This window comes from Enterocloster alcoholdehydrogenati, assembly GCF_013282095.1.
Classification (GTDB): domain Bacteria; phylum Bacillota; class Clostridia; order Lachnospirales; family Lachnospiraceae; genus Enterocloster; species Enterocloster alcoholdehydrogenati.
This window is the reverse complement of sequence record NZ_BLTJ01000007.1, coordinates 135,171-150,243: the sequence shown is the minus strand read 5'-3', so window position 1 is coordinate 150,243 and position 15,073 is coordinate 135,171. Positions and strand designations below refer to the sequence as shown.

Sequence of the window (15,073 nt, the reverse complement as noted above, 5' to 3'; positions counted from 1 at the left end):
AGAAAAGCCGCCCGTTTCGCTCCGGGCCGGGAACAGACAGAGGAGACAGGTTATGTTTGAAGAGAGGAAAGTAAATCCAAAACAGAGAGAGCTGTATCTGGAAAAGGGATACTGGACGAATCAGACGCTGTTAGACTGCTGGGAGCAGACTCTGAGTCAGTACCCGGACCGGGAATACGTGGCAGATGACCGGGGATACCGGTATACATACAGGGAAATGGATGAGGCCGCCGGCCGTGTGGCTTCCTATCTCCGATCTCTTGGGGTCTGTTCTCAGGACGTTGTCTCCTATCAGCTCCCCATCTGGAGCGAGTTTGCCATGATTACCATTGCCTGCTTCAAGGTGGGAGCAGTGGCTCATCCCGTTGCCATGTGCTATGAAGAAAAAGAACTGATCCGTGCTCTGGAGGCTACGGAGTCAAAATGCTATTTCGGCCCTACGTTTTTCCACAAGACGGATTATGAAAGGCGTATTTTGTCGGTGAAGGAAAAACTGCCCGGACTCAGGGGAATCGTGCTCTTGGATGATGCAAAGCCTGCACAGACGGATACTCTGCTGCTGCGCCGGATACTGGAAACCTATGAGCCTCTTGCAAAGGAGCAGTGCGTCCGCGGACGGACTGGCCAGGACATGGCAGTGATTCTCTGCACATCAGGGACTACAGGAGGCACCAAAGGCGTTCTTTTGACCCATGACAATGTGCGTTACAGCGAGGAAACTTTTAACCGGGAGCTAAATCTCACAAAGGATGATGCCATTTTTATGCCTGCTCCCCTGCACCATGCCACCGGATTTCACCACGCCATCATCGCGCCCATGCTTTTGGGAGCCAGGGTTATTTTACAGCAGAAATACCAGTGCCGCGCTGCCATTGATCTGATGAACCGGGAAAAGGCCACTTACTCCATGGGAGCCACCCCCTTTATCTACGATATTCTCCGTGAACTGGAACAAAACGGGGGCAGCCTTCCCTGGCTTAAGTTCTATCTCTGCGGAGGAGCGCCGGTGCCGGGATACCTGGTGCAGCGGGCGGAAGCTTACGGGATCTGTCTCTGCGAGGTGTACGGCTCCACAGAAAGTGTTCCACACGCCTTTGTACGCCCCTGTGAGGCGCTGAAGCTGGGAGGAGCCTCTTCCGGACGCGCGGTGGAGGGGGTGGAGATTCGCGTGGTGGATGAAAATGGAAAGGATGTTCCCTGCAAAACGCCGGGGGAAGAATGGTCCAGAGGCCCCAATGTATTTGTGGGGTATTTAAAGGACCGGGCTACCACAGACGGCGTTCTGGATGACGAGGGATGGTTTCACAGCGGAGACCTCTGCGTCATGGATGAAAATCAGAATATCCGCATCATTGGACGCAAAAAGGATATGATCGTCCGCGGAGGAGAAAATCTCAACACCAATGAGATCAACGATGCCCTGGAGGGCTGCCCCGGAATGGGCGACCATGCTATTATCGGAATGCCGGACGACCGTCTGGGAGAGCGCATCTGCGCTTTTGCGGTTCCCTGTCCCGGAACACAGAAGCTGTGTCTGGAAGATGTCATTTCCTACCTCAAAGAAAAGCGGGTGCCAAAGCGTTTCTGGCCGGAGCGTCTGGAACTGATCGGCAGGATCCCCCATACGGGAAGCGGCAAAGTAAAAAAATATCTGCTGAAGGAAGAACTAAAACGGCGTTTAAAGCAGGAGACAGAGAGGAATATCCTGGAAGAAGGTGAGGAAAATGGAGCAGGAATTTAGCCCAAGAAGGTGTAAGGACACCAGAAAGCCCCCGGCAGACCAGTGTCCGGAGGTGGCATTTTACCGCTGTCCGGCCTGTAAGGCTCTTTATCCGGTCACCGGGGGGAAAGATCTGGAAAACAAGCAGATACAGTGCTGCGGCCATATGGCAGAGCGCCTGATTCCAACGCCTGCCGCCAGTGCAGCGGATATTATGGCAGTGTCTTATGAGATCACAGGAGGCTATAATGACAATACGGTTCGGGTTTCCTGGAAATCAAAACCCTATGGCCGCCGCCCGGAGTGGGTCTATCTAAAGACCTTTACAGGCGGATATTTAAAATACGTATCAGATACAAAAAGGCCGCCGCTGGCCTTTGCGCTGGCGGATACGGACGCGTTCTGCTACTGTGATGAAGATCCCTGCCTGGAGTGCGTATTCCGCTGCAAGCGGGGATTTATCGTATATGTGTATGATCCTGAGGCAGGGCTTATAGAAATGCCTCTGGACAAGATGACTGCTCACTGGCAGTCCGGGGGGAAAAAGCCAGTGTAGGAGCTTATTTGGGGAATAGAATGAAACAGGAGGAGTTACAAAATGACAGCAACCATAGGTTTTATATTGGCGATTGCGCTGCTGGTGTACATGATCATACGGGGGATTGATATGATTACAGCCACTGTAGTAACGGCAGCGGTGATCCTTGTGACAAGCGGGCTGAATATCTGGGAGGGATTTCTTACCACTTATTCCGGCGGAATCGGAGAGTTTGTGGCCTCCTGGTTTCTGATCCTGGGGCTTGGAGGCGTGTTCGGGCAGCTGGTCTTAGAAGCCGGGCTGGCTACCAGAATTGCAAAAACGCTGACGCAGAAGCTGGGAGCGAAAATGGTGGGAGCCGTAATACTGATCTGCTGTTTTTTCATCACACTGTTAGGAATCAACGGCTATATTATGGTGTTTGTGATGTATCCTATCGCTGATAATCTGCTCTATCAGAACAAAATGGACCGTCGGGTGCTTCCCTTCCTGATTCTGGGAGGAGGAGCCTGCGGCAACGGATTTGCCTATTCTCTGGATGTGTGCAATGTTCTTCCCGGTAATTATTTAAACACATCTCTTGGATCCGCGCCGGTTCTGTCCTTTATTTTTACCGCCGTCGCGGCAGCCTGTTATTTCCTGTACTTTAACTATGCGCAGAAGCAGAGCAGGAAACAGTATACGCAGGAGCAGCTGCTTGCCATGTATTCCGATGAGAGCGGCATTGCATCTGACGAGAGCCTTCCGGGCTTTGCACTTTCCATCCTGCCGTTTGCGGTGGTACTGGGAGCAGTAGTGGCCACCTCCGGCTGGGGAACCTCAATCAGTATCCTTTTTTCCCTGCTTATCGGGATCCTGCTGATTACAGCTACTCAGTTTAAACGGGTAAAGAACATAAAAAATTCCATAAAGACAGGCAGTTCCTCCGGCTTAAATTCCATGCTGACCGTAGGTGCTGTTATGGGACTTTCACGGGTTCTGGGAGCATCGCCCGTGTTCCAGCAGCTGCAGGAGGCTGTGCTGAATCTGAATATGCCCATGTATCTTAAGGCTTTTTTCGGCACCACGGTACTGACAGGCCTGACGGGCTCGGCAATCTCAGGAGAAACTATCTTTATGGAAAGCTTTGCCAGAGCTTTTATTGAAATGGGGATTCAGCCAGAGGCATTTCACCGCATAGTGACAGAGGCGGCTCTCGTCTTAAATAAGCTTCCTAATTCCTCGGTAGCCATTCTAACCATGTCCATCTGCGGCTGCCGGTTTAAGGACAGCTATAAGCACATCCTTTTGGGAACCACGTTTCCCTGCTTTGCGGCCGGACTTTTAGTGGCAGTGCTTGCCACCCTGGGACTGACTTTTTAATCGCTTACTGCGGCAGATTAAGACAGTTTGCCACCATGAAATTCGCAAACGCCTCCACAGCGGAGGTGATAAAGTTCTTTTTGCTGTAGACCATGTAGATCATGCGGGTATCCTTCGGCACATCCGTCAGACGGATCTTTTTCAGGTTATCAAACTGCTTTAAAAAAGGCGTGTCCGCCACGATAGCGGCTCTGCCGGATTTGGATATCCGCCCTGCAATGGAAATCTCATCATCATAGGAGTAGGCCGCATCTACGCCTTTTTCCTTTAAAAGGACGCGGATGGTCTTTCCGATGGGAATGGTGTCGCGGTAGGTAGTCAGGGTGTAATCCTTTAAATCAGAAAGCTGGATGGAGTCTTTGCACGCAAGGGGATGTTCCTTCTGAACAATGACGATCAGTTCCTGATAGGTAATGGGGATAAACACAAGATCGTCCTTCTTTTCCACCATGGAGCAAAAGCCAAGGTCAAAGGTTCCGGCGGAAACGCCCTCTGCCACGGAGATAGACATTTCATGGAACACATTAAAGGTAGTGCCGGGATTCCTTTCCCGGTACAGATCCAGGGCGTTGGGAAGAAAATCGCCCAAAAGAGTGGGAATACAGCCGATATCAATGGTGCCGTTTATAGAGCCGGACCGGTCCTTGATAACTGCAATGCCGTGCTCCAGGATTCCCAGGGCCTGGCTTACATACTGATAAAATTCCTCCCCGCATTTGGTCAGCTGGACGTTGCGGCCTTTCTTTTGAAAGAGGGTTACAGAAAGTTCCTTTTCCAGAGACGCGATGGAGTCGCTTAAGCTGGGCTGTGTGATGTATAGAGATTTTGCCGCCTCTGTATAGTGCTGTACTTCCGCAAGCTTGCGGAAATAATAAAGCTGCTGCAGGTTCATAGGATCCCTTCCTTATCGGTAATAAAATGTAAATGGCAGGCCGTATAAAAACGGCCGGACGCTATAAGTATTATACAAAGAAAACGGCAAAAAGACCAGAAAAATAAACAGGTTTTGTCTAAAATCAGGTTGACGCGGAATGTGTGTTGAGGTAGTCTTGTAGAGAACGCATTCCGCGTTTTTTGCGGAGGAGGGGCAAAGGGAAAGTCAGCCTCTGTACAAACTACAAGGAGGGAAAATAATGAGAACAGAAAAAAAGAAAACGGGGTTTGTGATCCGGGCGCTGGATACGGTAGAGCGCGTGGGCAACAGTCTGCCTGATCCTGCAACGATCTTTTTTATCCTTACGGTGGCAGTGATCCTTCTGTCTGCCGTCTGCGCTGCCTTCGGCGTCACAGTCACCTATGATTATCTGGACAGCGCAAGCGGGCAGATCACTCCGAAAACCGTAGCGGCAGTCAGCCTGCTGGCGCCTGACAGCATCCGCCACATGGTAACCACCGTGGTGAACAACTTTACCAGTTTCTTTGCGTTGGGAACGGTATTTACCATCATGATCGGTGTCGGCGTTGCGGACGGTACAGGCTTTATGTCCGCCCTTTTGCGGAAGGTTGCGGCTTCTACGCCAAAAATGTTTGTAACGTCAGTGGTTGTATTTTTGGGAATTATGTCCAATATCGCCTCATCCACGGGCTATGTGGTTCTGGTGCCTTTGGGAGCCGTTCTTTTCATGGCCTTTGGACGCCATCCCATTGCAGGGCTGGCGGCAGCCTTTGCGGGTGTATCGGGCGGCTGGAGCGCCAATCTTCTTATCGGCACAAATGATCCGATGTTTGCGGGAATGTCAACCCAGGCGGCGCAGATGATCGATCCAGGCTATCAGGTGCTTCCTGTGTGCAACTGGTATTTTATGGTGGCGTCCACCTTTCTGATCACAGCGATTGGAACCTTTGTAACGGATAAGATTGTTGAGCCGCGGCTTGCGCCCTATGTCCCCGATCTTTCGGAGGCAGTGCAGGATATTGGAGACAACGAGAAACGGGGGATGCGCTGGGCCGGCATTACGGCGCTTGTATATGTTGTCTTTATGGCCTTCCTGGTAGTGCCTGAAAACGGTCTGCTTAGAGACCCGCAGACCCATGGCTTTTTAAGCTCGCCTTTTATGAGCGGTATTATCTTCTTTATGATGCTTTTGTTTCTGCTCCCCGGCATTGCATATGGAATCGGAGCCGGTGTTATAAAGAAGGATAAGGATATCATTGCCCTTATGAATAAGACGATCAGCGGCCTGTCTAGCTTCATGGTGCTGATTTTCTTTGCGGCACAGTTTACAGCCTGCTTTAACTATTCAAATCTGGGAACCATAATCTCTGTATCCGGGGCGAATTTTCTGGAATCCGTAGGCTTTACCGGGATTCCGCTGCTAGTGTGCTTTATCCTGCTCACAGCATTCATCAATATTTTTATTGCCGTAGACTCTGCGAAATGGGCCATCATGGCGCCTATCTTTGTGCCTATGTTTATGCGGCTGGGATTTTCACCTGAACTGACCCAGGCTGCATACCGGATCGGGGATTCCAGCACCAATATCATTGCGCCGCTGATGCCTTTCTTTGTGCTGACGGTTGCATTCTTCCAGAAATATGATAAGAAGGCGGGAATAGGCAGCGTGATTTCCACTATGCTGCCCTATTCCTTAAGCTTCCTTATGGGGTGGATCATCCTGTTTGTGATCTGGTATCTTCTGGGAATCCCGCTGGGACCTGGTGCGCCGCTGGCGTATTAGGATTTACGTTTGCTGACAGAGAGGAGAAACCATGAAGATAACTTATATTCATCACAGCAGTTTCCTTGTGGAAATGGAACAGGCGGCGCTGCTGTTTGACTATTTTGAAGGGAAGGTGCCTGAGATAGAGGCGGATAAGCCTCTGATCGTCTTTGCCAGCCACCGCCACAGCGATCATTTTTCCGCGGAGACATTCCGTCTGGCAGAGAAACACCCAAAGATCTGGTATGTGCTTTCAGACGACATATGGAAACAACGTGTGCCAAAGCCATGGCTGGAGCGAACCTGCTTTGTGGGGCCAAAGATGGAACTCTCTCTGATGGAAAACGTTGGCCTGCCCGTGGTGATCCGTACCCTTACATCTACAGACGAGGGAGTGGCATTTCTCATCGAGGCAGAGGGAAAGAGAATCTTTCACGCCGGCGATCTGAACAACTGGGTCTGGGAGGGAGAGCCGGAGGAGGAAAACCGGCGGATGAGCCAACGGTTTCACAGGGAGATGAATTCCATCTCAGGAGTGCACATTGACGTTGCGTTCATGCTGTTAGACCCCAGACAGGAAAATGACTTTTATTTGGGAATGGACGATTTTATGCGGATGGTGGGAGCAGACACGGTATTTCCCATGCATTTCTGGGGAGACTTCGCAGTGACGGAGCGGTTTAAGCAGCTGCCCTGTGCGGCCGGCTATAAGGATAAGATTATCCCGATCCATTCCTGTGGGGAGAGTTTTGAGATTTGAGTGAAAATGGCCGCAGACGGCCCATGGGAGAGTGAGGCAGCCATACAAAAGGAAAGGAAGAAAAACAGATATGATACTGATTAAAGGAAGCCGGGTATTAGATCCGGCCAGCGGCACAGACAGCAGGGCGGATCTTGTGATCGAAGATGGTGTGATAAAAGAAATCTGCCCCCCGGACACCTTTGGGGGAAGGGCAGAAGCCGATTATGATCAGGTGATCGACGGAACCGGCCTTGTGACTGCACCGGGGCTGGTAGACGTCCATGTTCATTTCAGAGATCCCGGACTGACCTATAAAGAGGATATCCATTCAGGAGCCGCAGCAGCCGCAAAGGGCGGCTTTACTACCGTAGTCTGCATGGCAAATACGAAGCCTCTGGCAGACAATGAGGAGACCCTGCGCTATATCCTGGAAGAAGGGAAAAAGACGGGGATTCATGTGTTGTCCTGCGCCGCTGTGTCAAAGGGATTTAAGGGAGAAGAACTTACAGACATGGAAGGGCTTTTGGCTGCCGGGGCCGCAGGTTTTACCGATGACGGGATTCCCCTTATGGATGGCCCCTTTGTGTTAAAAGCCATGGAAGAGGCGGCGAGACTGGATACGGTTATCAGCTTCCATGAAGAAGATAAGGCCTTTATCCGGGAAAACGGCATCAACCACGGCGCAGTGTCCGATCAGCTGGGAATTTACGGTTCACCGTCCCTTGCGGAGGACGCTCTGGTGGCAAGAGATTGTATGATTGCTCTGGAAACCGGAGCCAGGATCGATGTACAGCATATCAGTTCCGGCTATTCCGTAGAACTGGTTCGTCTGGCAAAGAAGCTGGGAGCGGATGTATGGGCGGAAGTAACGCCGCACCATTTTACCCTGACGGAAAACGCCGTGTTAGAGTACGGCACTCTTGCGAAAATGAATCCTCCTCTGCGCACGGAGCTGGATCGCCAGATGCTGATTGCCGGCTTAAAGGACGGCACCATCGATATGATCGCTACCGATCATGCACCTCACAGCAGAGAAGAAAAGGATAAGCCTCTGACAGAAGCGCCCAGCGGCATCATCGGCCTGGAAACGGCCCTCTCTCTTGGCATTGAACACCTGGTAAAAGCGGGCCATTTAACCCTGGTGGAGCTGATGGAAAAAATGAGTTTAAATCCCGCAAGGCTTTATAAGCTGGACTGTGGACGTATCCATGAGGGGGCGCCTGCGGATCTTGTGATCTTTAATGAAAATGAGACCTGGACTGCAGACCGGTTTGTTTCTAAGGCCTCTAATACTCCGTTTCTGGGCAAAGCCATGACCGGGAAGGTAAAGTATACCATCTGCGGCGGAAAGGTTGTGTATCAGGATCAGACATTCATTTCTTAATAAAAGGTAACGATTCAAAACGGCGGGAAATCAGGTGCAAAATTATGCGGATAAGCGAGTTTAACGCCTGTCTTTGCACCTGTTTTTCCGCTGCTTTGAACAGTGATAACAAAAGTTCTTTACAAAACCGCTTTACTGTGCTAATATGGTAGAGTATTAAAAAGAATGAAGTCCCAAATGCCCTAAACCGCAGAGGGGACATGAGGCATTTGGTTGAGGAGGAAATAATTATGAAGAAAAGATTTTTATGTGCGGCACTTGCATCTGTGATGGCGTTTTCACTTACCGCCTGCTCTGGTGGGGAGAACGTCTCCGCAGCAGCATCCACAGAGACAAAGACGGAAGGTTCAGAGGCTGCCTCCGATACGGACGCCCAGAAGGAAAATGACGCAGAGGATGCAAAGGCAGAGGGCGGAACGCTGGTGGTAGGCTTTGACCAGGATTTTCCTCCAATGGGATTTTTGGGAGACGACGGCGAGTACACCGGCTTTGACCTGGAACTGGCACAGGAGACAGCAAGACGCCTTGGCCTGGAGTATAAGGCTCAGCCCATTGCCTGGGACGCAAAGGACATGGAGCTGGAGTCCGGCAATATTGACTGCATCTGGAACGGCTTTACCATGACAGGCCGTGAGGACAGTTACACATGGAGCAAGCCTTATATGGAGAATTCTCAGGTATTTGTAGTGGCAAAGGATTCCGGCATTAAAAGCCAGGCGGATCTTGCAGGAAAGGTGGTGGAATGCCAGATGGATTCCTCTGCAGAAGCGGCGTTAAAGGAAGCGCCAGAATTGACTGCCACCTTTGGCCAGCTTCTCACCACAACGGATTACAACACGGCTTTTATGGATCTGGAACAGGGGGCAGTGGATGCCATTGCCATGGATGTGATTGTGGCCGGATACCAGATCAGCCAGAGAAATGCTGATTTTGAGATCCTGGATGATTCTCTGGCATCTGAGCAGTACGCCATTGGATTTAAGAAGGGCAATACTGAGCTGCGCGACAAGGTTCAGGGTGCGCTGGAGGAAATGGCTGCAGACGGCACCTTAAAGACGATTTCTGAGAAGTGGTTTGGTGAGGATGTTACTACGGTGGGGAAATAACCGTCCCGCAGATAGTTTGCGTAAAGCATGGGTGTTCCGGCAGAGCGTCTGCTCTGCCCGGACACACAGCTGCTGATACGGGGGAAGAACGATACTGGGATGCAGGCTTGAAACTTAAGGCGTATTTGAAAATTTTTTACGTTTCGTGTATGATATAATCCGTGGGTGTGTCCGTTCATCTGCTGATGGCGGGATCTGCGGATAATAGAACCGGTTTTTCCGAGGCATATTGACGGATGGCTGGATCCATGAGCGGAAAAGATTTTCAAACACGCCTTACTTGTGTCTGCGGTAAGCAGACATTCTATGAAACATATGTAACGATTCAGGATGTGGCATCTTCTTAAACCGTTACAAACATATCAAAGAAAGCAGGTACATAATAATGGGTAAAATCACACTTTCCCAGATGATCTCACAGCTGGCAGGGGGCATGGGAACCAGCATACAGATCTTTGCAGTGACTCTTATATTCTCCCTGCCCCTGGGGCTTTTGGTCGCCTTTGGCCGTATGTCAAAAAACGGGATGATCAGGAACCTGGTCAAGGTCTATATCTCCATCATGCGGGGAACGCCCCTGATGCTCCAGCTGATGGTCGTTTACTTTGGCCCCTATTACCTTTTTGGAATAAAGGTAGGCAGCAGCTACCGGCTCTGGGCTACATTTATTGGTTTTACAGTCAATTACGCCGCCTATTTTGCAGAGATCTACCGCAGCGGCATCCAGTCCATGCCTGCGGGACAGTATGAGGCAGCCTATATTCTGGGCTACAGCCGGATACAGACGTTTTTCAGGATCATCCTGCCGCAGGTCATAAAGAGGATCCTTCCCTCCATTACCAACGAAGTTATCACTCTGGTAAAAGACACGTCCCTGGCCTTCACCCTGAGCGTGGTAGAAATGTTCTCGGTTGCAAAGGCGCTGGCAGCTTCCCAGACCAGTATGATTCCCTTTGTGGCGGCCGGTCTGTTCTACTATATCTTTAACCTGATTGTGGCAGGCGGCATGGAATGGCTGGAGAAAAAGCTGGATTATTACCGTTAGAGACAGGAGGTTTGTGGAAAATGAAGCTTTTGGAATTAAATCATGTGGAAAAGTCCTTTGGAGACCTTCCGGTTTTAAAGGATATATCAATGAGCGTAGAGGACGGCGAGATCGTTTCCATCATCGGTCCCTCCGGCTCCGGCAAGTCCACCCTCCTGCGCTGCGCTACCATGCTGGAGACTATGGATCGGGGGGAAATTATCTATCTGGGCAAAAAGGCGGTGTGGGGAAATGAAAACGGCTCTCTCAGCTATGCTGCATCAGAGGAGTTAAAGGAGATTCGCAGCCAGTACGGCCTTGTATTTCAGAATTTCAACCTGTTCCCCCATTTTTCCGTGCTGAAAAATATCACCGACGCCCCTATTCGCGTGCAGAAGAGAAACAAGGATGAGGTTTACAGGGAAGCCAGGGAACTCCTGAAGAAAATGGGTCTTGAGGACAAGGAAAATGCCTATCCCTGTCAGCTTTCCGGCGGCCAGTGCCAGCGTGTAGCCATAGCAAGGGCGCTGGCGTTAAAGCCCAGGATCCTCTTTTTTGACGAGCCCACATCCGCTTTGGATCCAGAGCTTACGGGAGAGGTGTTAAAGGTCATCCGCTCCCTGGCTGACCTCCATATCGCCATGGTCATTGTTACCCACGAGATGGCATTTGCAAAGGACATCTCCCATCGGGTGATTTTCATGGCAGGAGGCGTGATCGTGGAGGAGGGAACGCCGGAGGCGGTATTTGCCTCAGACAATGAGAGAACCCAGAACTTCCTTGGAAGGTATGGGGCCATTCTGTAAAATCCAATCAGAGTTATCAGGCAGACCTGCACCGTTTTGGCCTCTGGGTCTGTGCGGCCGGTCTGTTTTTTCCGAAAATTAAGAAACTGTAAAGTAAATTTCCTTGTATTTTCAAGCGGAGGATGATACCATCAGTACATGGGGCAGTCACGCCCCTGATACAGTCACAGGCTGTAACGGCAATACCACCTTCTGGTGGAAGACGGGAGGACTATAAAGATGAGAAGACAGGTATATATGACAACGGCGGCAGTGATGGCAGCGATGCTTTTTGCCTCCGCCTGCTCAAAAAAGAATGAACCGGCGCCGACGGCTTCGTCTCAGACAGAGACCGCCACAGAACCGGCTGCAAAGCCATCTGAGACTGAAACTGCACAGGATCAGACTGAGGCTCCCAAAGAGAGCGCACGGTACCATATGCTTCAGGGAACGATTACCAGGGCGGAAGAGGATGGCTCTGTTTTCACCCTTCAGGCAGACGATGGAAAAGATTATGATATCCGTTTAAGCGATATCTGCGATGTAGAAACGCAGATCGCCCCGGACGTTCAGATTGCCATCGCCTATATCGGCGATCCCCTGGGAGACCTGGAGGATGTGGATCTGGTCGTAGCCCTGCCGGAACAGGAAGAATGGACTATCATCACGGAAGAGGGCACCACCACGGCCAACGCCATGAGCTCCTTTACCATGGAAACCGCGGACGGAAGGGAATTAAGCTTTATAAAGGATAATTGCCCTATAGAGGATGGCGCCCTGTCCTCTGACAGCGGGGATAAGGTGAAGGTCACTTATGTAACCTCTGATGAAACGAACTTTCCGGTGGAGATTCGGAAGGGGGAGTAGAGCACGAAGTAGCAGTTATCTGTCATGAAGGAGCCGTTGTAAAATAGATGAGCAATCATTTATGGAGCAGCGGCTCCATGTGTATGGAATTCTGGGATGGATGTTTCAGCATATTAAGATAATCACTTGGGGTGCTGCCGGTATATTTTTTAAATACCTGGCTAAAATATTGGGGATTATTTCCAAAGCCAACCTGTTGAGCAATATATTTAATATTATCCTTTTGGTAATATGACATCAGTCGGACGGCTTCGCTGATACGTTTCTGGTTTAAATATTCAGAAAAGCGCATCCCCTCTTCTTTGATAAACTGTTTACTCAGATATCCTACATTCACAAAAAGATAGTTTTGAGCCAGCCATTTCAGTGAGAGTGTTTCAGAATCCAGATGCTCCTCTATATATTCTTTGAGCAGTGCAATATTACTTTTTTTAGAGGTTATATTATGCCTGGAAACAGAGAGCATGGCACACAGCAGTTCGCAGATTTTTGAAATACTGGAACAGGAATATAGCTTTTTAAAAAAGTCACAGGCTGATTCAATGGAGCAGGCTGCAGTAGAGTTTGTATTTAAAAATATGCTGACAGCCAGGGTTTTGGATCTTTGGATATCCTGCTGTTCACAAAAAAGAGTGTGGAGAAAATGTTCCCTCTGTAATTCTGTATCCAGGCTGTAAAACTGCTCTGTAAGCTGCTGGAGTCTTTGCGGTGAGGTCAGAGAGTTTATGAGTTCATACTGCTCGGTGTCTGTGACAAGGAGAATACGTTCATAACGTGAAATTTTATGTATAATCTCGGAAAAAAGTGTATGCATGGTATCACAATGGCAGATGCTGGCTTCAAAGGAGGTAGACTGACAGGGATAGTGAAGTTTCACAACTGCAGCCTTAAAGTCCTCCTGAAGCAATAGGGTATTCAATGGGGCTATTATTATCGCGGTATTTTTAACATACAGGATAGGAAATGACAGACAGATCCCTAAATGCTTCAAAATTTTGTGTATGTCTTGAGTGAAGGAAGGAAACAGATAACTTTCTTCTACAAAAAAACAGAAACAGGCAGTAAGAGAACTGTCTGAAAACACTTCCAGACGCTGGTATTTTTGAAATAAAGAGGGTAATTGCAGAGGATACTCCAGCGCCTCCATAATAAAACATTGCTGAAGCGGGATATGAACCTTATGGAGAACACTGCTTTGCTGCTGCTGGCTGGCGAGGGCCTGTTTGAGTGTAGTTTGATAAAATGTCTTTAATGTTTCAATCAATTCAGCTTTTTTGGTAGGTTTCAGCAAATAGTGTTTCACTCCAAACTGCATGGCCTTGCGTGCGTATTCAAATTCTCCATACCCGGATAACAGGATAAAGGTAATGTGCTGGTCAGTTTTATGCGCTTTTTCAATCAGTTCTAATCCATTCAAGATGGGCATTTTAATATCTGTAATTACAACGTCGGGGTATTCGTCACAGATGATATCATAAGCTTCCATGCCATTCTTGGCTGTTCCAATCAGTTTATATCCAAGTGAAATATAATCAATCATCTCAGAGAGTGCTTCACGGATGATCGGTTCGTCATCAACAATTAGTAGTCTGAGCATACTATAGTGCCTCCTTTTCCTTTGGAATCTTTAGTGTTACCGTAGCCATATGGTCTTTATTGCTGATATGCAGTCCATAGTGGCTACCATAAAGCAGTTTTAAACGGGAATCAATATTGTCCAGGCCTATCCCCGAACCATGGGGAATGATCTCATGATTACGTATTCGGTTCAGAATGTCCTCTTCAAACTGGGAGCCGGTGTTTGCGACTTCAATCAGGCAGTCATTTTCATATTCACGGATGGCGACCTGAATGATGCAGGGCTGGTCCGTATATTCCACAGAATATTTGAGGGTGTTTTCTACCAGTGGCTGGATACAAAGTTTTGGAACTGGTACATTCCTTAGATGGTCAGAGACCAGCAGGTGGAAGGTCATCCGATTCTGAAAACGAATTTCCTGAATGCTGATATAGTTGTCCAAAATAGACAGTTCTTCTGAAAGAGGGATTAGATCTCTCTGATCGGAAATGGATGAGCGGAATAAACATCCCAGGGAATTTGCCAGAGTAGATATTTCTTCTGAGCCGCATTTTTGCGCCAGCCAGTTCATAGTATCCAGCGTATTGTAAAGGAAATGCGGATTGATCTGCTGCTGGAGCATTTTAATTGTAGTATCTTTTAGCAGAATCTGCTTATCATAATTTTCGTCTCTCAAAATTTTAATACTTTGAGTCATCTGATCAAAGCTCTGGTGGAGCTGACCGATTTCATCAAACCTATGATCGTAAGAACAGGTATTTTTCGGAATTGTCTCACCGCGTCCGAAACAGCGTATTTTTTGTACAAGAAACTGGATATGCCGCAAAATACGGCCAATTATGATTCGGATTACCAAAAGGGCAGCAATACAGCACAGAAGAGAAATGGAAAAAGTAGTAAATTTTGTACGCTGTATCTGCGAGAAAATAGTGTCATAGTCGCGAAAATACAGATAATTCCAGTCTTGTTCAGGTATCTTTCCCTCAATTATAAATTTTTTCTCATCGTCCAGAGAAATGATCTCGTAATAATTTTCGGTTTGTTTATCCGTTTTATCATGGACGGAATGGATCAGATCTATGCAGAGTGCATCATAGTAGGGATTCTTTGGATAGATGCGCGTATCACCTGCAAACAGGATAAAATGGGAACTATCCGGTGAATATCCACCGGAATGAAGTGCATCGGAAATCATGCTTTCCATATCAATTACAATGCAAAGCGTTGCCAGATCATCCAGTGACAGATATTTTAGCTGGCGTATTTGGCGTGAGCAGGCCATTTGGTTTCCTGAATGCTCTTTTGG

The 15,073-nt window shown here is 48.8% G+C and carries 13 protein-coding genes; 10 read left to right on the top strand and 3 right to left on the bottom strand.

Annotated features, from left to right (window positions below; translation table 11 throughout):
- Positions 1-52 precede the first annotated feature (52 nt).
- Genes fadK through HW447_RS09745 form a run of 3 tightly spaced genes read left to right on the top strand, consistent with a single transcriptional unit; the run spans position 53 to position 3,620 of the window.
- A complete protein-coding gene (fadK, locus tag HW447_RS09755) occupies positions 53-1,741 on the top strand; it encodes a medium-chain fatty-acid--CoA ligase (protein WP_176255109.1) in 1,689 nt (562 codons plus the stop codon).
- On the top strand, positions 1,725-2,276 hold the full coding sequence (locus HW447_RS09750; protein ID WP_176255108.1) for a hypothetical protein: 552 nt from the start codon (positions 1,725-1,727) through the stop codon (positions 2,274-2,276). The genes fadK and HW447_RS09750 overlap by 17 nt, the downstream gene beginning before the upstream one ends.
- A 42-nt stretch (positions 2,277-2,318) precedes the next feature.
- Entirely contained in the window at positions 2,319-3,620 is a 1,302-nt protein-coding gene (locus HW447_RS09745; RefSeq protein WP_176255107.1) for a GntP family permease, read from the top strand.
- Positions 3,621-3,624: 4 nt separating this feature from the next.
- Here the strand turns inward: HW447_RS09745 and HW447_RS09740 are convergent, their stop codons facing one another.
- A complete protein-coding gene (locus HW447_RS09740) occupies positions 3,625-4,512 on the bottom strand; it encodes a LysR family transcriptional regulator (protein WP_176255106.1) in 888 nt (295 codons plus the stop codon).
- 241 nt (positions 4,513-4,753) lie between these two features.
- Here HW447_RS09740 and HW447_RS09735 point away from each other — a divergent pair, with 241 nt between their 5' ends.
- The 7 genes from HW447_RS09735 (at position 4,754) to HW447_RS09705 (ending at position 12,188) form a co-directional block, all read left to right on the top strand.
- A complete protein-coding gene (locus HW447_RS09735; RefSeq protein WP_176255105.1) occupies positions 4,754-6,298 on the top strand; it encodes an AbgT family transporter in 1,545 nt (514 codons plus the stop codon).
- Between the two features lie 31 nt (positions 6,299-6,329).
- Complete coding sequence (locus tag HW447_RS09730) at positions 6,330-7,040, top strand: MBL fold metallo-hydrolase (protein WP_176255104.1); 711 nt, start codon at positions 6,330-6,332, stop codon at positions 7,038-7,040.
- A 70-nt stretch (positions 7,041-7,110) separates the two neighbouring features.
- Positions 7,111-8,406: a dihydroorotase gene (locus HW447_RS09725; protein WP_176255103.1), complete on the top strand. Its 1,296-nt coding sequence runs from the start codon at positions 7,111-7,113 to the stop codon at positions 8,404-8,406.
- Positions 8,407-8,636: 230 nt separating this feature from the next.
- Positions 8,637-9,512, top strand: a complete 876-nt coding sequence (locus HW447_RS09720; RefSeq protein WP_176255102.1) for an amino acid ABC transporter substrate-binding protein — start codon at positions 8,637-8,639, stop codon at positions 9,510-9,512.
- Positions 9,513-9,897: 385 nt separating this feature from the next.
- On the top strand, positions 9,898-10,557 hold the full coding sequence (locus HW447_RS09715) for an amino acid ABC transporter permease (protein ID WP_176255101.1): 660 nt from the start codon (positions 9,898-9,900) through the stop codon (positions 10,555-10,557).
- 20 nt (positions 10,558-10,577) lie between these two features.
- Entirely contained in the window at positions 10,578-11,342 is a 765-nt protein-coding gene (locus HW447_RS09710) for an amino acid ABC transporter ATP-binding protein (protein ID WP_176255100.1), read from the top strand.
- Positions 11,343-11,561: 219 nt separating this feature from the next.
- The gene (locus HW447_RS09705; RefSeq protein ID WP_176255099.1) at positions 11,562-12,188 is read left to right on the top strand and encodes a hypothetical protein; all 627 of its coding nucleotides are present in this window, start codon (positions 11,562-11,564) and stop codon (positions 12,186-12,188) included.
- A 55-nt stretch (positions 12,189-12,243) separates the two neighbouring features.
- Here HW447_RS09705 and HW447_RS09700 read toward each other — a convergent pair whose 3' ends face one another.
- Positions 12,244-13,785, bottom strand: a complete 1,542-nt coding sequence (locus HW447_RS09700; protein ID WP_176255098.1) for a response regulator — start codon at positions 13,783-13,785, stop codon at positions 12,244-12,246.
- A gap of 1 nt (position 13,786) precedes the next feature.
- Positions 13,787-15,049, bottom strand: a complete 1,263-nt coding sequence (locus HW447_RS09695; RefSeq protein ID WP_176255097.1) for a sensor histidine kinase — start codon at positions 15,047-15,049, stop codon at positions 13,787-13,789.
- Between the last annotated feature and the right edge of the window lie 24 nt (positions 15,050-15,073).

What these genes read in the sequence shown, in the direction of transcription:
- HW447_RS09710 (WP_176255100.1), top strand. Translation starts at nt 10,578, where the DNA reads ATGAAGCTTTTGGAATTAAATCATGTGGAAAAGTCCTTTGGAGACCTT.
- HW447_RS09695 (WP_176255097.1), bottom strand. Translation starts at nt 15,049, where the DNA reads ATGGCCTGCTCACGCCAAATACGCCAGCTAAAATATCTGTCACTGGAT.
- fadK (WP_176255109.1), top strand. Translation starts at nt 53, where the DNA reads ATGTTTGAAGAGAGGAAAGTAAATCCAAAACAGAGAGAGCTGTATCTG.
- HW447_RS09720 (WP_176255102.1), top strand. Translation starts at nt 8,637, where the DNA reads ATGAAGAAAAGATTTTTATGTGCGGCACTTGCATCTGTGATGGCGTTT.
- HW447_RS09725 (WP_176255103.1), top strand. Translation starts at nt 7,111, where the DNA reads ATGATACTGATTAAAGGAAGCCGGGTATTAGATCCGGCCAGCGGCACA.
- HW447_RS09705 (WP_176255099.1), top strand. Translation starts at nt 11,562, where the DNA reads ATGAGAAGACAGGTATATATGACAACGGCGGCAGTGATGGCAGCGATG.
- HW447_RS09750 (WP_176255108.1), top strand. Translation starts at nt 1,725, where the DNA reads ATGGAGCAGGAATTTAGCCCAAGAAGGTGTAAGGACACCAGAAAGCCC.
- HW447_RS09700 (WP_176255098.1), bottom strand. Translation starts at nt 13,785, where the DNA reads ATGCTCAGACTACTAATTGTTGATGACGAACCGATCATCCGTGAAGCA.
- HW447_RS09740 (WP_176255106.1), bottom strand. Translation starts at nt 4,512, where the DNA reads ATGAACCTGCAGCAGCTTTATTATTTCCGCAAGCTTGCGGAAGTACAG.
- HW447_RS09735 (WP_176255105.1), top strand. Translation starts at nt 4,754, where the DNA reads ATGAGAACAGAAAAAAAGAAAACGGGGTTTGTGATCCGGGCGCTGGAT.
- HW447_RS09715 (WP_176255101.1), top strand. Translation starts at nt 9,898, where the DNA reads ATGGGTAAAATCACACTTTCCCAGATGATCTCACAGCTGGCAGGGGGC.
- HW447_RS09730 (WP_176255104.1), top strand. Translation starts at nt 6,330, where the DNA reads ATGAAGATAACTTATATTCATCACAGCAGTTTCCTTGTGGAAATGGAA.
- HW447_RS09745 (WP_176255107.1), top strand. Translation starts at nt 2,319, where the DNA reads ATGACAGCAACCATAGGTTTTATATTGGCGATTGCGCTGCTGGTGTAC.